Here is a 23,072-nt window from a genome sequence, read left to right on the forward strand (position 1 = left end):
TTACCAGAATTTCCACCAGTGTTCTTTGGCCACGACCTTTTTGCCGTCGGTGCCGGTGCCGCCAACATAAATGCTGTTAGGGTAGGTTTTCTTCAGCACGCGCTCGGAGTCGTCGCGCAACTGCGTCATGCCCAGGGCGTCATACGATTGCACCATGATATGCAGCGCTTCTTCCACTGCGGGCGCGTCACGGTATTCCGAGATTGCGCTCTGGGCGCGATTGACGGAAGCAACATAGGCGCCGCGGCGGTAGTAGTAGCTGGCGACGTGGACGTCATACTGCGCCAGCGCATTCACCAGGTACTTCATGCGGTCCAAGGAGTCCGGCGCATAAGTGCTGTTCGGGAAGCGCACCACAACTTGCTTGAATGCGTCGAATGCATCGCGTGCGGCTTTCGGATCGCGTTCGGTGGCGTCTTCGCTCGACAGGAAATCGAAAATGCTGACCTTGTCGTTGAAGTTCACCAGGCCGCGCAGGTAGTACATATAGTCGACGTTAGGGTGATTCGGATGCAGCTTGATGAAGCGGTCGATCGCCGCCAGCGCTTCAGGCTGTTCGCCCTGGCGGTAGTGGGCATAGGCGATATCCATCTGCGCCTGTTGCGCATAGGTGCCGAACGGATAACGCGATTCCAGCTTTTCAAAGTACTTAATTGCCTTATCGTAGCCGCCGCTGTTCATTTCATCCTTGGCCTCCGAGTATAATCGGGGGGCGGACCAGTTTGCGGTTTCATCGACTTTGTCTGGCAGCAAGCCACACGCAGATAAGGATAGAACGAATGCCGCTGCAGCTAGTTTTAAGAGTCTTTTTTGCATAGTTTTTTGCAAGATTGCGTATGTTTACCTGTAGTTACTGTGTTTGGGTAATTACTTTAACGATTGATCGATTATAGCCGATGGGACTTCCTCTGATGTCATTTACCAAGCCAAATTTGGCTGAAAGTCTGCCAGAAGCTGATTTAGATGTCGATATCGAGTATATCGACGACGGCGACGCCGCTACGGCCAGCGCGCCGATAGTATTGCAATTAACGCCTGATGTGTGCGGAACGCGCCTGGATAAGGTGGTTTCGAGCCTGGTGCCCCAGTATTCGCGCAGCCGTATCCAGCAATGGATAGAAGCCGGCCACGTCACGGTGGACGGCAAGCCTGCCACCACCACCAAGATGACCACCTACGGCGACGAAACCGTAGTGGTGCTGCCGCAGCCAGCGCCTGACGAACAGGCTTTCACGCCGGAAGACATGCCGCTCGCCGTGGTTTATGAAGACGCGGCGATCATTGTGATCGACAAGCCGGCCGGCCTGGTGGTCCATCCGGCCGCCGGCAACTGGTCGGGCACCTTGCTCAACGGCCTGCTGTTCCGCTGGCCGGCGCTGGCCGGGGTGCCGCGTGCCGGCATCGTACACCGTCTGGACAAGGACACCAGCGGCCTGATGGTGGTCGCCAAGACGCTGGAAGCCCAGACCGACCTGGTGCGCCAGCTGCAGGCGCGTACCGTCAAGCGCCAGTATCTGGCGCTGGTGTGGGGCACGCCGCAGCTGAACGGCACCGTCGACAGCCCGATGGCGCGCCATCCGCGCGACCGCATCAAGATGGCGGTGTCCGATAGCCTGATCGCCAAGCCGGCCATTACGCATTACCAGCGCCTGGGAACCGGCTTGCTGGAGCGGCGTCCGGTCAGCCTGATGGGTTGTCGCCTGGAAACCGGGCGCACCCACCAGATCCGCGTGCACATGCAGTCGCTCGGCTTTTCCCTGGTCGGCGACGCCTTGTACGGCAAGCAACATCTGATGCCGGCATTCCCGCGCCAGGCCTTACAGGCATCGCGCCTGGGATTGATCCATCCGACTACCGGCAAGCCTTGCGAATGGTTTGCGCCGTTGCCGCAGGATTTCGCCGAGTTGCTGACCCGCGCCGGCATGAGCGTGCCGGAGTAGCAGGTTTGTGGGAGAAAGCAGTCGCCGCTGGCGGCTGTTTTTTATGAGCAAAATGAAAAGCTGGGAATGCTAAGCAGATGCAACTGATTATCCCGAACTGGACGGGCGTTCCAGGCAACATCGGCGCTTTCGCTACTTTACGCGGCGGCGGCGTCAGCCAGGGAGCTTATGACGACGTCAACGGCGGCGGCGGCCTGAACCTTGGCGCGCACGTCGGGGATGCAGCGCAAGCTGTGGCGCAGAATCGCGCATTGCTGGATGTCTTGCTGCCGGCGTCGCCGCTTTGGCTGACGCAAGTGCATGGCCACGATGTGGTTGATGCAGGTGCGGCCGATGGCGCTGTGATTGAAGCGGATGCGGCGATTGCCACGCGTCCGGGAGTGGTTTGCGCAATCCAGACGGCCGATTGCCTGCCGGTCTTGTTTGCCGATGTGAATGGGCGCGTGGTCGGCGCCGCGCATGCCGGCTGGCGTGGCTTGCAGGGCGGCGTGCTGCAGAATACGGTGGCGCGCATGCGGGCTGCCGGCGCCGGAACGATCGTGGCCTGGCTGGGCGCGGCTATCGGTCCTGACAGTTTCGAAGTCGGCGCCGATGTGCTGCAGGCGTTTGTCGATGCGGTGCAGACTGGCGACGCCGATGCTGCAAGTCGCACGGCGCAAATCCAGGCATGTTTCGTACCCATCGCGCAGCGGCCGGGGAAATACCTGGCGGATATCTACCAGCTTGCGCGAATTGCATTGAAACAGGCGGGCGTGGCACAGGTTTACGGCGGTGGTTTGTGCACCGTGAGTGACCGGAATTGTTATTCTTATCGCAGGGACCGGGTGACCGGACGCATGGCGTCGCTGATCTGGCTGAAATAAGTTACGGTTTTGCTTTTTCTTCCGGGGCTGGCTGCTGAGCCGCTGTGGCAGCGGCTTCCGCGGCTTTTTCCTGCGCCGCCAACCTGGCAGAATTTTCAGCTCGCTGTCGATTTCTCTTGCGCTGCGGCGTGCCCATCAGGTATAAAACAATTGTCAAAGGAAAAACTCCGTACAGCAAAAATGTCATTACACCGGCGACTGCGTTAGCTTCCGTTATTGCCATCATGAAGACGACGTAGATCCATGCGATGGCGACGATATACATTGTGTTTCCTGCTTTAGAGTCAATCCGATAAAAGATACACGAAAATACGCCAAATCAACGGTTACCGCATGAATACGCCCCAATTTTCCGTCTTCGACCCTGCCGCCTTGCTGCAACTCTCGCAGCAGTTCAATCAAGCCTTCAATCCCCAGTTTCTCCGGCAGCTCAGCCATATCGGCGATCCCAATATGTTCCTTGGCGCGCTCAGCAATTCTGCGCATGGCCAGGGTGCCGCAATGGCGGCGGGACTGGGCGAACTGGGCATTGCGCTGAACCCGGCCGCGCTGGAAAAGCTGCAGGTGGAGTACACGCAAAAGCTGTCGGCCTTGTGGCAAGACATGCTGGCGGCGCGCCTGCCGGCCATCGCTGACCGCCGTTTCAGCGCCGCCGCCTGGCATGGCAATCCGCTGTATGCCTTCAATGCCGCGGCTTACCTGCTGAATGCGCATTTCCTCAACGCCATGGTCGATGCGCTGGAAGCGCCGCCCAAGATCAAACGCAAGATCGGCTTTACCGTGCAGCAGATGATAGACGCCATGGCGCCCTCCAATTTCCTGGCGACCAATCCGGCGGCGCAGCAGAAAATCGTCGAGACCAACGGTGAAAGCCTGACCAAGGGCATCGCCCAACTGATCGCCGACATGCACAAGGGCCGGGTTTCGCAGACCGATGAAACGGCGTTTGAAGTCGGCAAGGATGTAGCCACGACCGAAGGCGCGGTGGTATTTGAAAACACGCTGTTTCAGCTGATCCAGTACCGGCCGCTCACGGCCAAGGTGTTCCAGCGGCCGCTGCTGATCGTGCCGCCTTGCATCAACAAATTCTATATTCTCGACCTGCAGCCGCAGAACTCGCTGGTGCGCTATGCGCTGGAGCAGGGTCACAGCGTGTTCCTGGTTTCCTGGCGCAATGCCGACGAGTCGCTGGCGCATACGACCTGGGACCAGTACATCGACGACGGCGCCATCAAGGCGTTGGAACTGGTGCAGGAAATTTCCGGCCAGGACAAGGTCAACGCGCTCGGCTTTTGCGTCGGCGGCACCATCCTGTCGACGGCGCTGGCGAAACTGGCGGCGACCAAAGTCAATCCGGTGGCCAGCCTGACCTTGCTGACCGCTTTCCTGGATTTCAGCGATACCGGCATCCTCGACGTCTACATCGACGATATGCAGATCCGCATGCGCGAACAGGCGATCGGCCAGGGCGGCCTGATGCCGGGGCGTGAGTTCGGCTCGGCGTTTTCCAGCCTGCGGCCGAACGACCTGCTGTGGAATTATGTCGAATCGAATTACCTCAAGGGCGAGCAGCCGAGCTCCTTCGACTTGTTGTACTGGAACGCCGACAGCACCAATTTGCCGGGGCCGATGTTTTGTTATTACCTGCGCAATATGTACCTGGATAATTCGCTGAAGGACGCCGGCAAGCTGACCGTGGGCGGCACAAAGATCGACCTCGGCAAGATCGACGCGCCGGCTTTCATCTACGCCTCGCGCGAAGATCACATCGTGCCCTGGACTTCGGCCTATGCTTCGCTGAGCCTGTTGAATCCGAAAAAAACGAAGCAGAACCGCTTCGTGCTGGGCGCCTCCGGCCATATCGCCGGCGTCATTAACCCCCCGGCCAAGAACAAGCGCAGCTACTGGACCAACGACGGCAAGGCGGCCGATGCCGACGCCTGGCTGGCCGGCGCCGCCGAGCATCCGGGCAGCTGGTGGACCGAATGGGCGAAATTTTTATCGGAACATGCAGGAAAACAAGTGGCAGCGCCGCGCAAATTGGGAAATACTAAGCACGGCGTCATCGAAGCGGCGCCGGGGAGCTACGTCAAAGTCAGGGCAGAATAAAACAAGGCATGGCAATGTGCGGATGTGCAGAAGGCAGTAGGGCAGTTAGTGGGCTGTAAATGAATAGCAGATCGATTATTGAATTGTTTTTTTGAAGGAGACAAGAAATGGCAAAGCGAATCGTTTATGTGACCGGGGGAATGGGCGGTATCGGCACCCCAATTTGTACTCGTCTTTGCACAGATGGTTTTACCGTAGTCGCTGGCTGCGGTCCGAATTCGACGCGCAAGGACAAATGGCTGGCCGACATGCGCGCCAAGGGTTTTGATATTCATGCCTCGGAAGGAAACGTATCCGACTGGGATTCCTGCAAGACGGCGTTCGATAAGGTCAAGGCCGAGATCGGTGAAATCGATATCCTGATCAATAACGCTGGCATCACCCGCGACGGCCAGTTCCGCAAGATGTCCAAGGCTGACTGGGATGCGGTGATCGACACCAATCTGAATTCGCTGTTCAACGTCACCAAGCAGGTAATCGATGGCATGGCCGACCGCGGCTGGGGCCGGATTGTCAATATCTCATCGGTGAATGGCCAGAAGGGCCAGTTCGGCCAGACCAACTATTCGACCGCCAAGGCCGGGATCCATGGTTTCACCATGGCGCTGGCCCAGGAAGTGGCAACCAAGGGCGTGACCGTCAATACCGTCTCGCCAGGCTATGTCGGGACCGACATGGTGCGTTCGATCCGGCCGGATGTGCTGGAAAAGATCGTGGCCGGGATTCCGGTCAAGCGTCTGGGCGAGCCGGAAGAAATCGCTTCCATCATCTCCTGGATCGTGTCGGATGAAGGCGGCTATGCCACCGGCTCCGACTTCTCGCTGAACGGCGGCTTGCATATGGGCTGATCCAGCCCTTGCCGGACCCGTGCGGGCCGCATTGCAGGTCCGTACGGGCAGCTTGAATTGCTTGTCCATATTGCAATGCAATAATTCTCCCTATAAAAGCCGGTTGCACATGTTTTGCGCAATATAATGAGGTGTTGCAGCAAATTGATTGCGGCTCAGCACCTATAAGCGCGTTATAGCGCAGTAACCTGGGACAGAAATGACTACTACAAAAAAGACGTCTGAACGCTTGATCAAGAAATATCCGAATCGGCGTTTGTACGATACGCAGACCAGCTCCTACATCACCCTGACCGACGTCAAGCAGCTGGTGCTGGACAACGAAGAGTTCGTGGTGCTGGACGCCAAGACCGACGACGACCTGACGCGCAGCATCCTGCTGCAGATCATCCTGGAAGAAGAGTCCAACGGCACGCCCATGTTCTCCAGCGCGGCGCTGTCGCAGATCATCCGCTACTACGGCCACGCCATGCAGGGGATGATGGGCAACTACCTGGAAAAGAATATCCAGGCTTTCATCGACATCCAGAACAAGCTGGCGGAGAATTCCAAGGGCCTGTACGAAGGCAAGCCTTTCAGCCCGGAGATGTGGACCCAGTTCATGAACGTCCAGGGGCCGATGATGCAGGGCATGATGAGCAACTACATCGAGCAGAGCAAGGGCCTGTTCATCCAGATGCAGGAACAGATGCAGAACCAGACCAAGAACATGTTCGGCACCTTCCCGTTTGCGCCTCCGCCGCCAGCGGAAAAGAACAAAAAGTAAACGCCCTGAGGAGTTCTTGATCCTGTGACAGGATTTTACGGTCCGTCACGGGTAACCATGGCGGTGGAAGGGGTACAATAGCGTCTTTGCTTTGACCCCACCTTCCGTCATGTCCAATGTTATTTCCGCAGCGCCAGCTGCACCAGCTACCGCCCTGGCCACCGCCCCCAAAGTCGGTTTCGTCTCCCTTGGTTGCCCCAAGGCACTTGTCGATTCCGAACAAATCCTGACCCAGCTGCGCGCGGAAGGTTATGAAACTGCCAAGTCTTATGAAGGCGCTGACCTGGTCATCGTCAATACCTGCGGCTTTATCGACGCCGCAGTGCAAGAGTCGCTGGACGCCATCGGCGAAGCCCTGAGCGAAAACGGCAAGGTCATCGTCACCGGCTGCCTGGGCGCCAAGAAAGACGCCGACGGCGACGACATCATCCAGAAAATCCACCCGAAAGTGCTGGAAGTGACCGGCCCGCATGCTGTCGGCGAAGTCATGTTCGCCGTCCACAAGCATCTGCCGAAGCCGCATGCGCCGTTCATCGACCTGCTGCCGCCGCAAGGCATCAAGCTCACCCCCAAGCATTTCGCCTACCTGAAGATTTCGGAAGGCTGCAATCACCGTTGCAGTTTCTGCATCATCCCATCGATGCGCGGCGACCTGGTGTCGCGTCCGATCGCCGACATCATGATGGAAGCCGAAAACCTGTTCAAGGCCGGCGTCAAAGAGTTGCTGGTGATTTCGCAAGACACCAGCGCCTACGGCGTCGACGTCAAGTTCCGCATGGGTTTCTGGAACGGCAAGCCGGTCAAGACCCACATGACGCAACTGGTCACCGCACTGGGCGAGATCGCCGCCCAATACGGCGCCTGGGTTCGCCTGCACTACGTTTATCCATATCCGCACGTCGACCAGATCATCCCGCTGATGGCCGAAGGCAAGGTGCTGCCGTACCTGGACGTGCCGCTGCAGCACGCCCATCCGGATGTCCTCAAGCGCATGAAGCGCCCGGCCAGCGGCGAAAAGAATATCGAGCGCATCCAGGCCTGGCGCGCCATGTGCCCGGACCTGACCATCCGCTCGACCTTTATCGCCGGCTTTCCGGGCGAGACCGAAGCCGAGTTCGAATACCTGCTGGACTTCCTCAAGGAAGCCGAAATCGACCGCCTCGGCTGCTTCGCCTATTCGCCTGTGGAAGGCGCGACCGCCAACGCCCTGGATAATCCGGTGCCGGAAGAACTGCGCGAAGAGCGCCGCGGCCGCGTCATGCAGCTGCAGGAAGAGATTTCCAAGAAGCGTTTGCAAGCCAAGGTCGGCAAGACCATGCGGGTGCTGATCGACTCGGTCGACCGCAGCGGCGGCGTCGGCCGTTCCAGCGCAGATGCGCCGGAAATCGACGGCGTGGTGTACGTCAAGCCGCCGTATGAGCCGCACAAGAAGCTGGTGGTCGGCGAGTTTGTCGATGTCACCATCACCGCCTCCGATGCGCATGACCTGTGGGCAGCTGCATGACGGCAGGGAAAGTTGTCGTTGCGCTGACCTTATCGCTGGGGCTGGCTTCGGGCCTGGCACTGGCCGATAGCGATGCCGGCGCGGCGACGGTTTCCGCCGCGGCGCCTGCCGCAGCCAGCCTGTTCGCGAAGCCGCTGACCTTGCGCGGCACGCTGGGCAATGCCAGGATCGAAATGCATCTGCAATTGAAACCGGATCCTACCGAAGGCATCGAAGGCAGCTACGTGATTGCAGGGCAGAGTACCAAGATTCTGCTGGCCGGCGAATCGGAAAACACCGATGTCGTCATGGAAGAGTCGCTCAACGGCAAGGATGTCTCCGGCGAGTGGACCGGCTCCCTGGTCGGCAACACCTTCAGCGGCACCTGGTCGACCACCGACGATGCGGTGACCAAGCCATTCGTATTGGTGGTGCAAGCGCCGGTGCAGGCTGCCCATTCGGGTAAATAATTCGGCAAATAATTCTTTAAGAAATTCTTCAAGAAATTCTTCCAAGGCATATGGCAAAAAAGAATTTTCAAACCGCGGTGATCCACAGCGACTACCAGGCTCCGGCAGGTTTTGACGCCTTCCCGGTCGGCATACACCATGCATCCACAGTGCTGTTCAAGAATGTCGCGGCGATGCGGGCGCGCAACTGGCAGGAAAAGAACGGCTACACTTACGGCTTGCATGGCACTCCGACTTCCTTCACGCTGGAAGCGCGCCTGGCGGAAATCGAAGGCGGCCAGCACTGCCTGCTGGCCCCCAGCGGCCTGGCGGCGATCACGATGGTCGACCTGGCGTTGCTGAAGAGCGGCGACGACGTGCTGCTGCCGGATAATGTCTATAACCCGAACCGCGACCTGGGCAACTGGCTGGCGCGCGATTTCGGCATCAGCGCGCGCTATTACGATCCCTTGATCGGTGCCGGCATTGCCGCCCTGATCCAGCCCAATACCCGCCTGATCTGGACCGAGGCGCCGGGTTCGGTGTCGATGGAAATGCCGGATATTCCCGCCATCTGCCAAGCCGCCCACGCAAGCAATGTGCTGGTAGCGATCGACAATACCTGGTCGGCCGGCCTGGCCTTGCGTGCTTTCGATCTTGGCGTCGATATCGTCATGCATGCCCTCACCAAATACCAGTCGGGCGGCTCGGATGTCCTGATGGGCGCGGTCATCACGCGTGACGTCGCCTTGAACCAGCGCCTGCAGACCGCCCATATGCGGCTTGGCTTCGGCGTCGGCATGGACGATGTTTATCTGGTGCTGCGCAGCTTGCCGACCATGAAAATGCGTTTCGAAGCACATGACGCTGCGGCGCGCAACATCGCGGGCTGGCTCAAGCAGCGGCCCGAGATCAGCCGGGTGCTGCATCCGGCCTTCCCGGACTGCCCTGGCCATGACATCTGGCAGCGCGATTGCAGCGGCGCCGCGGGTTTGTTTTCGGTGGTGTTCGACGAGCGTTACAGCGAAGAGCAGACCGACCGTTTCGTCGACAGCCTGCAGCTGTTCAAGATCGGCTACAGCTGGGGCGGCGCGAATAGCCTGTGCGTGCCTTACCGCATCCAGGCCATGCGCCAGAACTGGCAAGGCAAGGGCATCCTGGTGCGCTTCAACATCGGCCTGGAAGATCCGCAGGATCTGATTGCCGATATCGAACAGGCCTTGGCAGCCATGTAGCAGCTAATGCCTGGCACGACGTTCGTATAAGTATCATTAAAAGCCGGCCCGCCAGGCCGGTTTTTTTATGGGCTGGCGAGGTCAGTTAAATCAGGCGCTGCAGCATATAAATCGCTGCGCGCTGGCTCCCCGGCATTTGGTAACTGTCGAGGTTTTCTTTGGCCGGAGAGCGCTCAACTTCGATCGCGGCGTAGCCAAGCGTGCCCCAGAATTCTTGCGATTGCTGCACCGACACCAGCGCGCTCCATGCCAGATTTTCTGCGCGCGCATGGTCGAGCGCTGCCGCGACCAGTGCATTGGCTGCACGCTGGCCGCGGGCGCTTGGCGCAACAGCCAGGTCATGCAGGTACAGGCAATCCGGCGGCACCGCCAGCTTGAACTGGGCGCCGAGCGGAGTGATGGCATCCTTGCGGGACGGATAGCTGAATAGATAGGCTGCCGCGTTGTCAGGAGCCGGCGACCAGATCCAGCAGGTGGACGGCGTCAGCGCCAGGCGGGCGCGGAATACCTCTTCGGTTTCCTGCATCGACGACGGATAGCACTCGGCCTGGATCCGCATGACGGCCGGGATGTCGCAGGCAAGCATGAGCCGGACAGGTGAAGCGAGGGTGTTGCTCATGCCGGAAAGTTATGTGAGGGAATGATGATGCCGCCGCTGCCCGCAACCGCGGGCAGCATTGCGGCGAGTTCAGGCAGGCATTGCCTTGTTGTCGTTGAGGTCGACCAGGCCCTTGATCAGGCGGTAGGCCTTCCATAGCCAGGCCAGGCCCCACACCGCCAGCGCCAGCGGAATCCCGATCACCGTCAGGAATAGGGCTCCGCCGACGAACATCCACAGCAGATACCACCAGAACGAACGGATCTGCCAGTTGTGGTGGCTATACACAAACGTGTCCGCGGCATCCTGGCGTTTGACGTAGTTGATGATCAAGGGGATCCAGGAAAGCGTCCCGAGCGAGAACAGCAGGCTGGCGGCGTGAGCGAAATAGAGCCACCAGGCCAGATTTTTCTCGGAGTGCAGCTTGTTATCGAAAACCAGTTCGTTGGCCATGTTTTTCCTTCTATGTGATTAAGGATTTAACGTTACCGTCGGCGCTGCATCCTTCAGGAGTCACGCCAATATAGGCAAGATGCCATCCAAACCGACAAAATTCAAGGCCACGCTGGCTTTTTCTCTCACCACCGGCTTGGCTCGGAAGGCCACCGAGAGGCCGGCGATGCTCATCATGGCGAGGTCGTTGGCGCCGTCGCCCATGACGATCGCCTGGCTGGCGGCAATATTCAGCTCGGCGCAGACGCGCGCGACCGTGTTTTTCTTTTCCTCGGCGTTGACGATGCCGCCGACCACTTTGCCGGTCAGCTTGCCATCGACGATTTCGAGCACGTTGGAATGGGCGTAGTCGAGGCCGAGAGCATCTTTCATGCGGTCGGTGAAGAAGGTAAAGCCGCCCGAGACCAGCAAGGTCTTGATGCCGGCCGCCTTGACCGCCGCCAGCATGGCTTGCGCGCCCGGCGACAATTGCAGCCGTTCGTCGTACACCCGCTGCAAGGCTGAGGCCTCCAGGCCCTTGAGCAAGGCAACGCGCCGCGTCAGGCTCTCGTTGAATTCCAGTTCGCCGCGCATGGCGGCTTCGGTAATCGCCGCGACTTGCGGCTTCAAGCCTTGCATGTCGGCGATCTCGTCGATGCATTCGATGGTAATCAGGGTCGAATCCATGTCCATGGCCAGCAATTTAAAGTCTGCCAGTTTCGCGCCCGGTTGCGGCGTCGCCGGCAGCCAGGCGCAATCGATGCGGGCGCCGTAGCAGGCGGCTTCGATCAGCGCTTTCAGGCTGGCGGAATAGGCGACGTCGGCGCAACGCCACGCATGGCGGCCGCCGCTGCTGATGTCTTCCGCCGTAGCGTCGGCCAGGCTGGCGATGCGGTCAATGGCGCTGCGGTCTGCGTCCAGGCTTTGCAAGATAAGATTCATGGTTCGCTGTGGCTTTACTAAAATAGGAATAATCGGGTAAACAAACTCATCCCGCCAGGGCTTTGATGGTGGCTTTGACCTGGGTCAGGCGCGCCGCCAGGTCCGGCATGCTGACGGTAATCCGCAACTTGTCCTGGCCATTGAGCTTGATGTGGCGGTTCTTCTGGATCAGCTCGATGATGCGCATGGCGTCTATCGGCGGGTTCGGCACGAATTGCAGCAGTGCCGAATCAGTATGGGCGTCGATCTTGACGATGCCGATGGACCTGGCGGAAATCCGCAGCCGGTGCGTTTCGATCAGGGCCTTGGCCGGATCGGGCAGCTTGCCGAAGCGGTCGATCAGTTCTTCCTGCAGGTCGTCGATCTTGTCTTGCGCGTTGCAGTTGGCCAGGCGCTTGTAGATCGACAGCCGCTCGTGGACGTCGCCGCAATAATCGTTGGGCAGCAGGGCCGGCACATGCAGGTTGATCTCGGTGGTGCTGGCGAGCGGCGCCGCCAGGTCCGGCTCCTTGCCGTTCTTCAGCGAGCGCACCGCTTCATTGAGCATGTCGGAATACAGCTGGAAGCCGATCTCGTGCATCTCGCCGGACTGGTTATCGCCCAGGACTTCGCCGGCGCCGCGGATTTCCAGGTCGTGCATGGCCAGGTAGAAGCCGCTGCCCAGTTCTTCCATCTGCTGGATCGCATCCAGGCGGCGCTGCGCCAGCTTGGTCAGGCCTTGCACGTCATGCACCAGCAGATAAGCATAGGCCTGGTGGTGAGAGCGGCCGACGCGGCCGCGCAACTGGTGCAGCTGCGCCAGGCCGAACTTGTCGGCGCGGTGCATGATGATGGTGTTGGCGGTCGGCACGTCGATGCCGGTTTCGATGATGGTGGTGCATAGCAGGATGTTGAAGCGCTGGGCGACGAAATCGCGCATCACCTTTTCCAGGTCGCGCTCATGCATCTGGCCGTGGGCGACGGCGACGCGCGCTTCCGGCAGCAGCGCTTCCAGCATGGCCTTGCGGTTCTGGATGGTCTCCACTTCATTGTGCAGGAAGTAGACCTGGCCGCCGCGTTTCAGTTCGCGCAGGCAGGCTTCGCGGATGGTCGATTCACCTTCGCTGCGGACGAAGGTCTTGATCGCCAGGCGCTTTTGCGGCGCCGTGGCGATGATGGAGAACTCGCGCAGGCCTTCGAGCGCCATGCCGAGCGTGCGCGGGATCGGCGTGGCGGTCAGCGTCAGCACGTCGACTTCCGAGCGCAGCGCCTTCAGTGCTTCCTTCTGGCGCACGCCAAAGCGGTGTTCCTCGTCGATGATGACCAGCCCCAGCCGCGAAAACCTGATATCGTCCGATAGCAGTTTATGGGTGCCGATCACAATGTCCAGCGTGCCGTCGGCCATGCCCTTGACGGCTTGCGTGATTTCCTTGCCGGAGCGGAAGCGCGACAGTTCGGCGATTTTCACCGGCCAGTCGGCGAAGCGGTCGGCGAAAGTCTGCGCATGCTGTTCCGCCAGCAGGGTGGTCGGCGCCAGGATCGCCACCTGCTTGCCGCCCAGCACCGCGACAAACGCGGCGCGCAAGGCGACTTCGGTCTTGCCGAAGCCGACATCGCCGCAAATCAGGCGGTCCATCGGCTTGCCGCTGGTCATGTCCTTGATGACGGCATTGATGGCGGCTGCCTGGTCGGCGGTCTCTTCAAAGCCGAAGCTTTCGGAGAAGGCTTCGTAATCGTGCGCCGAATATTCGAAGGCGTGGCCCTGGCGCACCGCGCGCCGCGCGTACAGGTTAAGCAGTTCGGCCGCAGTATCGCGCACTTGCTGGGCGGCGCGGCGTTTGGCCTTTTCCCACTGGCCGGAGCCGAGCGCATGCAGCGGCGCGTCTTCCGGCGAGGCGCCGGAGTAGCGCGAAATCACGTGCAGCTGCGAGACCGGCACGTATAGCTTGGTGTCCTTGGCGTATTCCAGATGCAGGAATTCGGTCTCGCCTTCGCCCAGGTCCATGCTGAGCAGGCCCATGTAGCGGCCGATGCCGTGGTTGATATGCACGACCGGATCGCCGATCTTCAGTTCGGAAAGATCGCGCACCATCGATTCGACCTGGGTCGCGCCTTCCTGCTTTTTCTTGCCTATCCTGCGGCCGGAACCTGCATACAGTTCGGTTTCGGTGATGAAGGTCAAGGCGGGCTGAGGCAGCTCAAAGCCAGCGTGCAGCGGCGCCACGCCCAGCATCAGCTTGTGTTTCGACGTGATGAAATCGGCATAGCCGTCGCACAAGGCCAGCGGCAGGTCGTATTCATTGAAATACTGCTGCAAGGTCTCGCGGCGGCCGTTGGTTTCGGCGCAGATCATGACGCGGCTGCCGCTCTGCAGCAGATAAGCGCGCAGGTTGGTCAGCGGGTCGTCGATGCGGCGGTTGACGGCGATATTGGGAATCGGCGCAGACAGGTCGGAGGCGGCGTCGCTGTGCTGGATCACCCAGCGGCCGAAGGGTTTGGCCAGGCCGAAGAAGTTTTCGCCGGTCAGGAACAATGCTTCCGGCGCCAGCAGAGGCCGCTCGCGGTCCGATTTCAGGAATTTATAACGCGACTGGGTATCGCCCCAGAAGCGCTGGATGGCGCCATCGATGTCGCCCACCAGGGCGAAGGTGGCGTTCTCGGGCAGGTAGTCGAACAGGGTTGCGGTATCTTCAAAGAACAGCGGCAGGTAGTACTCGATGCCGGCCGAAGCGATGCCGTTGCCGATGTCCTTGTAGATCGCCGAACGCGAGGGATCGCCCTCGAAGACTTCGCGCCAGCGGCTGCGGAAGGCCGAGCGGGCGGCTTCGTCCATGGGGAATTCGCGGCCCGGCAGCAGCCGCACTTCCTTCACCGGATAGAGCGAGCGCTGGGTGTCGGCATCAAAGGTGCGGATGGTTTCGATGGCGTCGCCGAACAGGTCGAGCCGGTACGGCAGCACCGAGCCCATCGGGAAAATGTCGATCAAGCCGCCGCGCACCGAGTACTCGCCGGGCGACATGACCTGGTTGACATGGCTGTAGCCGGCCAGCGTCAGTTGCGATTTCAGGCGCGCTTCGTCGAGCGTCTCGCCTTGCTTGAAAAAGAAGGTGTAGCCGGCCAGGAAAGAGGGTGGCGCCATCCGCACCAGCGCCGTGGTGGCCGGCACCAGCAAGACGTCGCACTGCCCGCTTTGCACCTCGTACAGCGTGGCGAGGCGCTCCGACACCAGATCCTGGTGCGGCGAAAAGGCGTCGTAGGGCAGGGTTTCCCAGTCCGGCAGCAAATGGCAGCGCAAGCCGTTGGGCTGCTCGCCGCTGGCCTGGAACCACGGGATTTCCGTTCGCAGGCGCTGGCCGGCGGTGGCGTCGGCCACCACCACTACCAGCATCCTCTGTTGCGGCTTGAGCGCCAGCGCTGCTTGCGCCAGGGCGTAGGCATCGGCCGAGCCGTGCAGGGCCGGCAGGGCGAAGCGCGTGGCCGGCTTGGGAAGCAATTTTTCTAGATCAAGAGACATTAGAGCCTGTTAACATGAAACGTAAGGCAAGCGATGGGATGCGCACGGCCTGCCGGTGGTCTTGCGTGGTCAAAAAAAGCCACAATACGCCTGATTTGACAGTTAAAATTCAGAGCCGCATTATAAACCACGGGCTCAATTGCCGATTTCCGCCACGGAATGCAGGCTATGCGCGGTTTTTGCCATTTATCTACATTATTCATGACATGTCTTCAGCAACTCCAGCGAGCCCATTGCGCATGAATGCATCCTCTTATTTTGCGCTGATTCCCGCTGCCGGTGTCGGCGCCCGGCTGGGAGCGGCGGTTCCTAAACAATATATGCCTTTGGCCGGCCGGCCCATGCTGGCGCATGTCCTGACGACATTTGCCGCCGCCGGCGAGATCAGCCACGTATTCGTAGTGGTCAGCCCTGATGACGGTTATATCGCCGACCTGATGGCGGCAGCGCCCCATTTGCAGGGACGGGTGACGGTGCTGTTCCAGGGAGGCGCCAGCCGCCATGCATCGGTGCTGAACGGCTTGCAGGCCATCAAGGAGCAGGTGGGCGAGGAAGACTGGGTGCTGGTGCACGACGCTGCCCGGCCTGGCCTGACCCAAGGCTTGATCGCGCATCTGATCGCGACATTGAAAGATGACCGGGTGGGCGGCTTGCTGGCGCTGCCGGTGGTCGACACCCTCAAGCGCGGCGACCACAATGCGCGCGTGGCGCAAACCGTCGAGCGCAGCGGGTTGTGGGCGGCGCAAACGCCGCAGATGTTCCGCCATGGGCTGCTGGTGCGCGCCTTGACGCTGGCCGATGCTGTTACCGACGAGGCCGGCGCGGTCGAGTTGCTGGGCCTGCGGCCGCGCCTGGTCGAAGGCAGTCCGCGTAATTTCAAGGTGACGCTGCCGCACGATGTCGCCTTGGCAGAAATGTTTTTAAAGGAGCAGGTATGAAGGAGCGGGCATGAATCAGCAGTTTCGCATCGGCCAGGGTTATGATTGCCACGCCTTGCAGGTCGGACGACCATTGATCATCGGCGGCGTGACGATTCCGCATAAAACCGGCCTGCTGGGTCATTCGGATGCCGACGTCTTGCTGCATGCGATCATCGACGCCTTGTTCGGCGCCGCTGCGCTGGGCGATATCGGCCGCCATTTTTCCGATACCGACGCGCAGTTCGCCGGCGCCGATTCGCGCAAGCTGCTGCGAGAAGCGGTGCGCTTGATCGGCGAAGCCGGCTATGCGGTCGGCAATATCGATTCGACCATCATCGCCCAGGCGCCGAAAATGGCGCCGCATATCCCGCAGATGGTGGCCCACATCGCCGCAGATTGCGGCGTCGCCGTCAACCAGGTCAACGTCAAGGCCAAAACCAACGAGAAGCTGGGTTACCTGGGACGGGAAGAAGGCATTGCGGCGGAAGCCGTGGCCTTGCTGTTTGCACGCTGATTGAACAAAAGCTTAGCCCAGCTGCAGTTCAATCTGGCTCGACAAGCCGCCGCCTTCGCGGTTGCTGACGCGCAGTTTGCCGCCGTGCTGCTTGACGATGCGGCTGACGATCGCCAGCCCCAGGCCTGAGCCGTTGGCCTGGCCGCGGGCAACATCGAGGCGGGTGAACGGCCGCAGCAAGCGGTCTATTTCGCTATCGGGAATCCCGGGGCCATGGTCGGCCAGGGTCACGACAGCCCGGTCCTGGCGCGCCTGGCAGCTGATATCGATGGCGACGCAGTCGTCGCCGTCCTTCTTGCCGTAGCGGCGGGAATTTTCGATGACATTGTTCAGCACGCGGCGCAGTTCGGTCTCGTTGCCGGAGACATGGATATCCGGCGCGATCTGAGTCTGGATACGGATATCGGACTGGCGTTCCGCCGCCTGCACCACATTCTCGATCAGTTCGCTCAGGTTGATCCGCTCGAAACTGCTGGTGTCGGTCGGCTTGGCGTAATGCAGGAACTGGCCGATGATGCCATCCATCTGCGCCAGGTCGGATTGCATGCCGCTGCGGGCGTCGTCGGACAGGTTTGCCATTTCCACTTCCAGCAGCATGCGCGCCAGCGGCGTGCGCAGGTCGTGGGAAATGCCGGCCAGGATGATCGCGCGGTCCGATTCGATGCGCTGCAAATCGCTGACCATCTGGTTGAAGCTGCGGTTGGCTTCTTCAATTTCGGTCGGCCCGGTTTCCGGCAAAGGTTCCGGCTGCAAGCCCTTGGCTACCGCCCGGGTCGCCGCAGTCAGGCGCGACAGCGGCTGGTTGATCAGGGTCGAAATGAACATCGCGCCCAGCAGCGACAGTATCAGCGCGACGCTGGCCCATTGCAGCCATTGCACGCCGGAACCGCGCTCGACCCGTTCGCGGTCAAGCACCAGCCAGTACTCATCGCCGTCGATCTTGAAACTGACCCAGAAACCGCCGATCTCGTTGACCTTGGAAGAAAAGCGGGTCTGGTTGCCGAGCCGGGCCCGCACTTCCTTTTCCAAGTCGGGCATGATGGAATCGTCCACCGGCGGATCGATCTGGTCGGTGTCTTCCAGCGGATAGATGCGGATGCCCTCGTTGCTGGCCAGGTCGAACAGCAGCTCGCGCCGCAGGTCGGGCGCCGAGTGGGTGAGAGCGGCGCGGGTGATGGTGACGATCGAGATGATCTGCGCGGCCAGCTGCTGCGCCCGCGGGCCGCGCTCGACGATGCGGAAGCTGGCGACCCAGGCCACCATGCTGACCGTGATCAGGAACGCCAGCATGAAAAAGGTCCGCCATAGCAGGCCGCTTTTCAGCCAGGCCAGGCGGTTAGTGGCTACCATGTGACCACGCGGTGCAACCTTCGCTGGAGAGCCATGCTGCGCAAACAGGCATCAGCGCGGCTGGCCTTCCGGGATGAACACGTAGCCCAGTCCCCACACCGTTTGAATGTAAAGCGGGCTGGCCGGATCCGGTTCGATCAGCTTGCGCAGGCGCGAAATCTGCACATCCAGGCTGCGGTCGAAGACTTCATATTCACGGCCGCGCGCCAGTTCCATCAGCTTTTCGCGCGACAGCGGTTGCCGTGCATGGCGTGCAAATACCTTGAGCACCGAAAATTCGCCGGTAGTCAGCGGAATCGATTCGCCGTTCTTTTTCAAGGTGCGGGTCCCCAGATCCAGCACGAATTCGCCGAACTCGAAGGACTGCGGCGTTTCCGACGGCGCGCCAGGCAGTTCGTCCGGACCCTTGCGGCGCAATACGGCGCCGATGCGGGCCACCAGTTCGCGCGGGTTGAACGGCTTCGGCAGATAATCGTCCGCCCCCATTTCCAGGCCGACGATACGGTCCACGTCTTCGCCCTTGGCGGTCAGCATGATGATCGGCGTCTGGTCGCCGGCGCCGCGCAATCGGCGGCAGATGGCCAGGCCGTCTTCGCCCGGCAGCATCAAGTCGAGCACCAGCAGGTCGTAACGCTCGCGTATCCACAACTTGTTCATGGCCTGCGCATTCTCCGCCGTGACCACCTGGAAGCCTTGCTCCGTCAGATAGCGCCGCAGCAGATCGCGCAAGCGGATGTCGTCGTCGACCACCAGGATTTTATGTTGATGGACAGTGGATGTTGGTGTTGGGGTGTTGATCGTATTCATGGTCATATGGTAACTTCAGAGTGCGCATCAAAAATACAGTTAGGACCCATGGATTACAAAGTGTTACAAACTTTACCAAAAACGTCTTATGGCGATTAGTGGGGGAGCTTACACTGAATTCGTGATGATTAATCTTACCCGCTATCCTGAACACACAGCAAAGAAGTCCATATGATGATGAAGTTTCGGAAAATCAGTGTTTGTTTATTGTTGCTGTCGGCAATGATGGGCGCCTCTGCACGTTCCGACCGGATGCCTGAGGAGCGTGGCGAGCGTCGTATGCCGCCTTCTCAGTATGAACCACGCCGTGGTCCTGCGCCAGATGAACAGTGGCAAGGCCGCGAACGCAACGCCGAACCAGGTGAAGGCAATGCGCGCAACCGCATGTCGCCGGATGAGCGGCGCGCCCTGCGCCAGCAGATCGACAGGGCAGGCCGCGATATCTATCCGCAGCGGCGCTGATTTCGACATGAAGTGCATGCGCTGCTTGCGCGACAAAAACCGGTGATGAAAGTCGCCGGTTTTTTTATTGGCGGCCGCTTTGCGCGCGGCGTCATCGCTGCATTTGTTTGAAGTTTGAAGTCCTTGTACGCAAATGCTCACAGGCCGTATGTTCCCATATGGAAATTATCTATGCAAGTAGCTGATGGGATTGAAGCGCGACTGAGAAGCGGCATCAGGCTTCTGCTTGTTTCCGCCTCTTTTTTTTCGTTCTCCTGTTTTGCCGGTGTCGCTTATCGGGGGATACCCGACGACCATACTGCCGCCGACAGACATGGCCTTTATGAGATCCGGGAAGAGGCGAGAAAATTTGTCGCGGTGGAGAATGCTCAAAACCTCAGCGCGTGGGAAATTCGTGATCCTAATTTAAAGATCGTGGTCCCCAGATGCGCGGTTCCTCTCAAAACGAAATGGACGCCAAAAGATCGCGGCTTATCGAGCAAAAGCGTTTGGGTAATTTGTGAACTGACGGTAGACAAGCAGTACAAAAAATGGGACGTATTTGTACCGGTTGCTTTGCCTCGTCGGGCGGAAGCGAAGTAGCTAGTCAAATTTGATTCGGTTCAGATTGTTCGATGCGATCCGTGTTCACCGAATCATCAGATGAAGCCAATGCAGTGAGGTGCGATGGTGGTGCGAATAGGGAGATGTAAACCAGAAAGGGGCTGCAAGATTTCTCTTGCAACCCCTCGAATTACTGGTGCGGCTGGCAGGAATCGAACCCACGACCCCTTGGTTCGTAGCCATATCGAAAAATAGCAATTCTTTATTAATCAAAGACTTAGCAATGCCCATTGCGTGGTTTTTGCAGGGAAGTGCAGGGGAGTGTTTTAGACGGTCACGCAAAAGTCACGCACTAAATTGGATGGCAATGTTTCCGTAGTACAATTGTTTGACGGGCATGCAAATCTACTTGGGAGCGAATATGACCGAAGAACAGTTTGACCTGCTAATGGCAGCGCAGCTTACCCAAATCAATCTCCTGACCTCAATCGAGGCAAACCTCGGTATTCTCGGCCGGGCGGCCGCGCCGCACAACGGCGTCAATAAAAATTGGAAGGCGGCGATGGAAGAGCTTGCCAATGGAATGCCCACCTGGGACCATTTCAAGAAGAGGACTTAGGCCGCCGCGAGCACGACGGCTATCCGTGCCGATCGATCAGTCGATCGACAGTAGCCTGTCAGTGAGCCGGGCTTTAGCTTCACGGAGCTTTGCCGCCATCCGGCGCCGACCGAAGGCGCCGAACTCATCGGCCTTCACGGTCTTGCCGTTTCGAGCGTCAATTATCTTCCGGGCGGACTTGCCAAGCCCGCCCTCGGTATTTCGCTTCTTCGGCGCGACTTTACTTTTCACGGTCATCTTCTCCGGTATCGCGCCGTGGCCTCGGCGCCCAGAATTGCAGCCAAAAAGTGAAATAGAGCGGCGAGAACATTACTGTGCTGGCGGAGTGGATTGAGCCAACAGCTCTGCCTGGCGTCCGCTATCGGATGTCGTGCCAAAATAATAGGCGCTTGCGGCTTTCGCCTCGGCGGCCAGATAGCCCGATATATTGCCAATGAGTAGCCAGCCTTGCGGTGGGATTTTGGCCGTCATATCGGCCCACCCCATCAGCGCCGCCAGCTGGGCCAGGGACACGATGAAAAAGCCGCCTATGATCGTGTATGCCAGGTGCGCCGGGGTCCGGTCCTTCACCTGTACCTCGCGGCTCCGTGCATCGCTGCGATCTGCGGTGACAACCTTGGCTGATTCGACATCAAGTTCAGCCAGCTTCAGATTGTTGTCGGCCAAATGTTGGGCCAACCCCAGCTCCGCCTGCTTGATGGCCACAACTTGATCGGCACTCAGCTGGCCTTTGGTGAGCGCTTCCTGAATCGCTTGCACTGCCGACCCGGTAGAAGCGACCGCATCGGGTGACATGCCGAGTGCCGGCGCCAAGAACTTGACGGCCAGGCCGGCGAACGGGCCGCCAAGCAGCGTTGCGGCTGTTGGCGCAAGTGCGCCGAGAACAGTTTTCCAGTCCATTATCCAGCCCTCATCATTGCGATCAGTCGTTGAGCGCGCGCACCAACTTGCGTAGCCCACTTTGAATTAGCCATGCCGTCGGCCGCACCCTGATAGTCGCCGGATCGCATCTTGGCGAGTGTGTTGGTGAATCCGAGCACCCCCTGAATTCCCATGTTGAACGTCATGTTGCACAGCACCTGCTGCCGCGCATCTGACAGGTTTCGCCACCACGGCAAATAGCGGTCAAGGTCGGAGCACGCGTCGTCAATATCCTCCGACAGCATTAGGTCTATGACGGCTTCCGATAGGCCTTTTGCGTCAAAGTTGTGGCCGACGCCGCCGGTCAATTTGCCGACGGTATCGCGGTACAGTTTGTTTTTTCGGCCTTCATCAATATTCAATTGTGCGGCCAACGCTGTCTTGTTCATATCGTGTCCTTTGCGTCATTAATCATTGCGGCAATATCCTTGTCGCGTCGATTCTGAAACCATAGGGCGACGGCGCGCGATATCCACCAGCCGGGTGCGCCCACCAGCAAAAACACCGCTCCGGCATGCCCGTCAGCATGCAGCCGCGGGAAATACTCCATCAGGATCGCAACTGCCCAATCCCCAAAAACAGTTGAGAACAGGCCGGCAACCGCCAGCCTTGCGACGAACTCGCGCCGATCAAACGTCCCATCTTTTTTTACCGGCGGGAGAACGAAATAAAGCAGCGCTGCGCCGATCATGCCGAATCCGACCTTGAGACCGTAGAACTTGAAAAATGCAATTCCGGCGAAGCTGGATGTGGGTTCTGACATATGAGTGATTTCCTTGGTTATTTTTTCAATGATACCAAAAAGGTAGTTTGTAAGGTCGAAAAAAAAATTACTTCACGAACTCAGTAGGGAACGGGAGCATGAAAATATGCTGCGGAGTCAGCCGCTTGATAAACTCGTCCTTGAAGATCGGACTGCCGGATGCCTTCAGCGCTGAAGCAACCCATTCACTGCACCAGAACCGCGTTGCGCTGTCCCAATCCTTGTGAAAGGCCAGTCCCAGCGCGCCGAGGTAGTCGTACCTTGCGCCGGTCGTGGCTACGATGAAGTCTGTCAAGGATCTTCTGTCACGGCACGGCACGGTCATTAATGCAGCGCGACTGGAGCAGTCAATCCGCTCCTTCATCGACTCCGAAACCACGCCTTTCAGCATTTCCGCTCCGATAACGTCGCCATTAACAACGACCTGGACATGAGAGTAGCCGCTCCAGCTGACCGCGCGGATGAGACTGGAACCCACCACTGGCTTTCTTGTGAATAACAACTGCACGCTGTCTGTCATTTTTTATTCTCCGTAGATTTTTGGCCAACCTTGAGTTGCATCGAAGTTACTTGGATCGCTCAAAGCCATCATGGAAGCCTTGAGCTGTTCAGCATGCGCGAATATCGCCTGGTCACTTGTGGCCAGCGCCGTAAAAACTTGTGCAGCCAGCTGCTGGGTCATGGTGACAAACGAATTGTCATACAGCTTCCACTGAATGTCGGCAGGCAGATTTGCCCCCATCATTACAAGTGCAAGATATTGAATGCGACTGTTCGCGTCAGTTTGGAACCATGACTTGCCTACTACAACCCCTCCATTTTGTTTGACTGAGCGTAGGTTTTTTATGTTCGCCCAATTCTGCGCTTGCAGCTCCGCAAGAGAATAAATTGGTTCCGGCGTATTGCCTGCCGCAACCCAGATCAGGTAGTTTTGATAATCAATATTATCTGCGCATGCAGGAATCAAAGTATCGTCACTCAATCTTATGACACCTGAAAAACTTAGTTTGTACAT

The 23,072-nt window shown here is 59.2% G+C and carries 27 protein-coding genes; 13 read left to right on the forward strand and 14 right to left on the reverse strand.

Going from position 1 to position 23,072, the window contains the following annotated elements:
* Entirely contained in the window at positions 1-816 is an 816-nt protein-coding gene (locus tag KHU30_RS01550) for an outer membrane protein assembly factor BamD (RefSeq protein WP_211440889.1), read from the reverse strand.
* A gap of 80 nt (positions 817-896) precedes the next feature.
* On the opposite strand from KHU30_RS01550, the gene KHU30_RS01555 reads away from it, so the two are divergent.
* Together KHU30_RS01555 and pgeF are read left to right on the forward strand one after the other, a co-directional pair.
* The gene (locus tag KHU30_RS01555) at positions 897-1,940 is read left to right on the forward strand and encodes an RluA family pseudouridine synthase (protein ID WP_211440890.1); all 1,044 of its coding nucleotides are present in this window, start codon (positions 897-899) and stop codon (positions 1,938-1,940) included.
* Positions 1,941-2,017: 77 nt separating this feature from the next.
* Positions 2,018-2,803, forward strand: a complete 786-nt coding sequence (gene pgeF, locus KHU30_RS01560) for a peptidoglycan editing factor PgeF (protein WP_211440891.1) — start codon at positions 2,018-2,020, stop codon at positions 2,801-2,803.
* A 1-nt stretch (position 2,804) separates the two neighbouring features.
* On the opposite strand, the gene KHU30_RS01565 is transcribed toward pgeF, so the two are convergent.
* Positions 2,805-3,068: a hypothetical protein gene (locus tag KHU30_RS01565; protein WP_211440892.1), complete on the reverse strand. Its 264-nt coding sequence runs from the start codon at positions 3,066-3,068 to the stop codon at positions 2,805-2,807.
* A 68-nt stretch (positions 3,069-3,136) separates the two neighbouring features.
* On the opposite strand from KHU30_RS01565, the gene phaC reads away from it, so the two are divergent.
* From phaC to KHU30_RS01595, 6 genes are all read left to right on the forward strand, one after another.
* Positions 3,137-4,912, forward strand: coding sequence for a class I poly(R)-hydroxyalkanoic acid synthase (gene phaC, locus KHU30_RS01570; RefSeq protein ID WP_211440893.1), 1,776 nt, complete (start codon positions 3,137-3,139; stop codon positions 4,910-4,912).
* Between the two features lie 107 nt (positions 4,913-5,019).
* Entirely contained in the window at positions 5,020-5,760 is a 741-nt protein-coding gene (locus KHU30_RS01575) for a 3-ketoacyl-ACP reductase (protein ID WP_211440894.1), read from the forward strand.
* A 199-nt stretch (positions 5,761-5,959) separates the two neighbouring features.
* Complete coding sequence (phaR, locus tag KHU30_RS01580) at positions 5,960-6,526, forward strand: polyhydroxyalkanoate synthesis repressor PhaR (RefSeq protein ID WP_211440895.1); 567 nt, start codon at positions 5,960-5,962, stop codon at positions 6,524-6,526.
* A gap of 109 nt (positions 6,527-6,635) precedes the next feature.
* The gene (rimO, locus tag KHU30_RS01585; protein ID WP_211442157.1) at positions 6,636-8,030 is read left to right on the forward strand and encodes a 30S ribosomal protein S12 methylthiotransferase RimO; all 1,395 of its coding nucleotides are present in this window, start codon (positions 6,636-6,638) and stop codon (positions 8,028-8,030) included.
* A complete protein-coding gene (locus KHU30_RS01590; protein ID WP_211440896.1) occupies positions 8,027-8,479 on the forward strand; it encodes a hypothetical protein in 453 nt (150 codons plus the stop codon). The genes rimO and KHU30_RS01590 overlap by 4 nt, the downstream gene beginning before the upstream one ends.
* Before the next feature lie 50 nt (positions 8,480-8,529).
* On the forward strand, positions 8,530-9,693 hold the full coding sequence (locus KHU30_RS01595) for a cystathionine beta-lyase (protein WP_211440897.1): 1,164 nt from the start codon (positions 8,530-8,532) through the stop codon (positions 9,691-9,693).
* A gap of 85 nt (positions 9,694-9,778) precedes the next feature.
* Here KHU30_RS01595 and KHU30_RS01600 read toward each other — a convergent pair whose 3' ends face one another.
* The 4 genes from KHU30_RS01600 to mfd all read right to left on the reverse strand — a co-directional run bounded on the left by KHU30_RS01600 (position 9,779) and on the right by mfd (position 15,158).
* The gene (locus tag KHU30_RS01600; RefSeq protein WP_211440898.1) at positions 9,779-10,312 is read right to left on the reverse strand and encodes a GNAT family N-acetyltransferase; all 534 of its coding nucleotides are present in this window, start codon (positions 10,310-10,312) and stop codon (positions 9,779-9,781) included.
* Between the two features lie 69 nt (positions 10,313-10,381).
* Positions 10,382-10,744, reverse strand: coding sequence for a DUF4870 family protein (locus KHU30_RS01605; protein WP_211440899.1), 363 nt, complete (start codon positions 10,742-10,744; stop codon positions 10,382-10,384).
* Positions 10,745-10,804: 60 nt separating this feature from the next.
* Complete coding sequence (gene serB / locus KHU30_RS01610) at positions 10,805-11,665, reverse strand: phosphoserine phosphatase SerB (protein WP_211440900.1); 861 nt, start codon at positions 11,663-11,665, stop codon at positions 10,805-10,807.
* 46 nt (positions 11,666-11,711) lie between these two features.
* On the reverse strand, positions 11,712-15,158 hold the full coding sequence (gene mfd, locus KHU30_RS01615; protein WP_211440901.1) for a transcription-repair coupling factor: 3,447 nt from the start codon (positions 15,156-15,158) through the stop codon (positions 11,712-11,714).
* A gap of 239 nt (positions 15,159-15,397) precedes the next feature.
* Here mfd and ispD point away from each other — a divergent pair, with 239 nt between their 5' ends.
* Both ispD and ispF read left to right on the forward strand, forming a co-directional pair.
* Complete coding sequence (gene ispD / locus KHU30_RS01620; RefSeq protein ID WP_230427148.1) at positions 15,398-16,096, forward strand: 2-C-methyl-D-erythritol 4-phosphate cytidylyltransferase; 699 nt, start codon at positions 15,398-15,400, stop codon at positions 16,094-16,096.
* Positions 16,097-16,106: 10 nt separating this feature from the next.
* On the forward strand, positions 16,107-16,592 hold the full coding sequence (ispF, locus tag KHU30_RS01625) for a 2-C-methyl-D-erythritol 2,4-cyclodiphosphate synthase (RefSeq protein WP_211440903.1): 486 nt from the start codon (positions 16,107-16,109) through the stop codon (positions 16,590-16,592).
* Between the two features lie 12 nt (positions 16,593-16,604).
* On the opposite strand, the gene KHU30_RS01630 is transcribed toward ispF, so the two are convergent.
* Both KHU30_RS01630 and ompR read right to left on the reverse strand, forming a co-directional pair.
* Positions 16,605-17,942 (reverse strand): sensor histidine kinase, encoded by a 1,338-nt coding sequence (locus KHU30_RS01630; protein ID WP_211440904.1) that lies wholly within the window; start codon positions 17,940-17,942, stop codon positions 16,605-16,607.
* A 51-nt stretch (positions 17,943-17,993) separates the two neighbouring features.
* The gene (gene ompR / locus KHU30_RS01635; RefSeq protein ID WP_329956533.1) at positions 17,994-18,755 is read right to left on the reverse strand and encodes an osmolarity response regulator transcription factor OmpR; all 762 of its coding nucleotides are present in this window, start codon (positions 18,753-18,755) and stop codon (positions 17,994-17,996) included.
* A gap of 165 nt (positions 18,756-18,920) precedes the next feature.
* Here ompR and KHU30_RS01640 point away from each other — a divergent pair, with 165 nt between their 5' ends.
* From KHU30_RS01640 to KHU30_RS01650, 3 genes are all read left to right on the forward strand, one after another.
* Positions 18,921-19,211, forward strand: coding sequence for a hypothetical protein (locus KHU30_RS01640; RefSeq protein ID WP_211442288.1), 291 nt, complete (start codon positions 18,921-18,923; stop codon positions 19,209-19,211).
* Positions 19,212-19,382: 171 nt separating this feature from the next.
* Positions 19,383-19,793: a hypothetical protein gene (locus KHU30_RS01645; protein ID WP_211440905.1), complete on the forward strand. Its 411-nt coding sequence runs from the start codon at positions 19,383-19,385 to the stop codon at positions 19,791-19,793.
* A 382-nt stretch (positions 19,794-20,175) separates the two neighbouring features.
* A complete protein-coding gene (locus KHU30_RS01650) occupies positions 20,176-20,373 on the forward strand; it encodes a hypothetical protein (RefSeq protein ID WP_211440906.1) in 198 nt (65 codons plus the stop codon).
* A gap of 36 nt (positions 20,374-20,409) precedes the next feature.
* Here KHU30_RS01650 and KHU30_RS01655 read toward each other — a convergent pair whose 3' ends face one another.
* From KHU30_RS01655 to KHU30_RS01680, 6 genes are all read right to left on the reverse strand, one after another.
* Positions 20,410-20,610, reverse strand: coding sequence for a hypothetical protein (locus KHU30_RS01655; RefSeq protein WP_211440907.1), 201 nt, complete (start codon positions 20,608-20,610; stop codon positions 20,410-20,412).
* A 72-nt stretch (positions 20,611-20,682) separates the two neighbouring features.
* Positions 20,683-21,273 carry a hypothetical protein gene (locus KHU30_RS01660; protein WP_211440908.1) on the reverse strand — a complete coding sequence of 197 codons (591 nt, stop codon included), beginning with the start codon at positions 21,271-21,273 and terminating at the stop codon, positions 20,683-20,685.
* The gene (locus tag KHU30_RS01665; protein WP_211440909.1) at positions 21,273-21,683 is read right to left on the reverse strand and encodes a glycoside hydrolase family protein; all 411 of its coding nucleotides are present in this window, start codon (positions 21,681-21,683) and stop codon (positions 21,273-21,275) included. Before KHU30_RS01665 ends, KHU30_RS01660 begins: the two co-directional genes overlap by 1 nt.
* Entirely contained in the window at positions 21,680-22,057 is a 378-nt protein-coding gene (locus tag KHU30_RS01670; RefSeq protein WP_211440910.1) for a hypothetical protein, read from the reverse strand. Before KHU30_RS01670 ends, KHU30_RS01665 begins: the two co-directional genes overlap by 4 nt.
* A 67-nt stretch (positions 22,058-22,124) precedes the next feature.
* Positions 22,125-22,577 carry a hypothetical protein gene (locus KHU30_RS01675; RefSeq protein ID WP_211440911.1) on the reverse strand — a complete coding sequence of 151 codons (453 nt, stop codon included), beginning with the start codon at positions 22,575-22,577 and terminating at the stop codon, positions 22,125-22,127.
* Positions 22,578-22,580: 3 nt separating this feature from the next.
* Positions 22,581-23,072, reverse strand: coding sequence for a DUF4376 domain-containing protein (locus KHU30_RS01680; RefSeq protein WP_211440912.1), 492 nt, complete (start codon positions 23,070-23,072; stop codon positions 22,581-22,583).

Source organism: Collimonas humicola, assembly GCF_018304945.1.
Classification (GTDB): domain Bacteria; phylum Pseudomonadota; class Gammaproteobacteria; order Burkholderiales; family Burkholderiaceae_D; genus Collimonas; species Collimonas humicola.

Excerpts from the sequence above, each read along its gene's own strand:
- KHU30_RS01665 (WP_211440909.1), bottom strand. The coding sequence starts at position 21,683 with ATGAACAAGACAGCGTTGGCCGCACAATTGAATATTGATGAAGGCCGA.
- mfd (WP_211440901.1), bottom strand. The coding sequence starts at position 15,158 with ATGTCTCTTGATCTAGAAAAATTGCTTCCCAAGCCGGCCACGCGCTTC.
- ispF (WP_211440903.1), top strand. The coding sequence starts at position 16,107 with ATGAATCAGCAGTTTCGCATCGGCCAGGGTTATGATTGCCACGCCTTG.
- pgeF (WP_211440891.1), top strand. The coding sequence starts at position 2,018 with ATGCAACTGATTATCCCGAACTGGACGGGCGTTCCAGGCAACATCGGC.
- KHU30_RS01655 (WP_211440907.1), bottom strand. The coding sequence starts at position 20,610 with ATGACCGTGAAAAGTAAAGTCGCGCCGAAGAAGCGAAATACCGAGGGC.
- KHU30_RS01575 (WP_211440894.1), top strand. The coding sequence starts at position 5,020 with ATGGCAAAGCGAATCGTTTATGTGACCGGGGGAATGGGCGGTATCGGC.
- KHU30_RS01640 (WP_211442288.1), top strand. The coding sequence starts at position 18,921 with ATGATGATGAAGTTTCGGAAAATCAGTGTTTGTTTATTGTTGCTGTCG.
- KHU30_RS01565 (WP_211440892.1), bottom strand. The coding sequence starts at position 3,068 with ATGTATATCGTCGCCATCGCATGGATCTACGTCGTCTTCATGATGGCA.
- KHU30_RS01555 (WP_211440890.1), top strand. The coding sequence starts at position 897 with ATGGGACTTCCTCTGATGTCATTTACCAAGCCAAATTTGGCTGAAAGT.
- KHU30_RS01595 (WP_211440897.1), top strand. The coding sequence starts at position 8,530 with ATGGCAAAAAAGAATTTTCAAACCGCGGTGATCCACAGCGACTACCAG.
- KHU30_RS01605 (WP_211440899.1), bottom strand. The coding sequence starts at position 10,744 with ATGGCCAACGAACTGGTTTTCGATAACAAGCTGCACTCCGAGAAAAAT.
- KHU30_RS01675 (WP_211440911.1), bottom strand. The coding sequence starts at position 22,577 with ATGACAGACAGCGTGCAGTTGTTATTCACAAGAAAGCCAGTGGTGGGT.
- KHU30_RS01630 (WP_211440904.1), bottom strand. The coding sequence starts at position 17,942 with ATGGTAGCCACTAACCGCCTGGCCTGGCTGAAAAGCGGCCTGCTATGG.
- ispD (WP_230427148.1), top strand. The coding sequence starts at position 15,398 with ATGAATGCATCCTCTTATTTTGCGCTGATTCCCGCTGCCGGTGTCGGC.
- KHU30_RS01600 (WP_211440898.1), bottom strand. The coding sequence starts at position 10,312 with ATGAGCAACACCCTCGCTTCACCTGTCCGGCTCATGCTTGCCTGCGAC.
- rimO (WP_211442157.1), top strand. The coding sequence starts at position 6,636 with ATGTCCAATGTTATTTCCGCAGCGCCAGCTGCACCAGCTACCGCCCTG.
- KHU30_RS01590 (WP_211440896.1), top strand. The coding sequence starts at position 8,027 with ATGACGGCAGGGAAAGTTGTCGTTGCGCTGACCTTATCGCTGGGGCTG.
- serB (WP_211440900.1), bottom strand. The coding sequence starts at position 11,665 with ATGAATCTTATCTTGCAAAGCCTGGACGCAGACCGCAGCGCCATTGAC.
- KHU30_RS01650 (WP_211440906.1), top strand. The coding sequence starts at position 20,176 with ATGACCGAAGAACAGTTTGACCTGCTAATGGCAGCGCAGCTTACCCAA.
- KHU30_RS01660 (WP_211440908.1), bottom strand. The coding sequence starts at position 21,273 with ATGGACTGGAAAACTGTTCTCGGCGCACTTGCGCCAACAGCCGCAACG.
- KHU30_RS01550 (WP_211440889.1), bottom strand. The coding sequence starts at position 816 with ATGCAAAAAAGACTCTTAAAACTAGCTGCAGCGGCATTCGTTCTATCC.
- ompR (WP_329956533.1), bottom strand. The coding sequence starts at position 18,755 with ATGACCATGAATACGATCAACACCCCAACACCAACATCCACTGTCCAT.
- phaC (WP_211440893.1), top strand. The coding sequence starts at position 3,137 with ATGAATACGCCCCAATTTTCCGTCTTCGACCCTGCCGCCTTGCTGCAA.
- KHU30_RS01680 (WP_211440912.1), bottom strand. The coding sequence starts at position 23,072 with ATGTACAAACTAAGTTTTTCAGGTGTCATAAGATTGAGTGACGATACT.
- phaR (WP_211440895.1), top strand. The coding sequence starts at position 5,960 with ATGACTACTACAAAAAAGACGTCTGAACGCTTGATCAAGAAATATCCG.
- KHU30_RS01645 (WP_211440905.1), top strand. The coding sequence starts at position 19,383 with ATGCAAGTAGCTGATGGGATTGAAGCGCGACTGAGAAGCGGCATCAGG.
- KHU30_RS01670 (WP_211440910.1), bottom strand. The coding sequence starts at position 22,057 with ATGTCAGAACCCACATCCAGCTTCGCCGGAATTGCATTTTTCAAGTTC.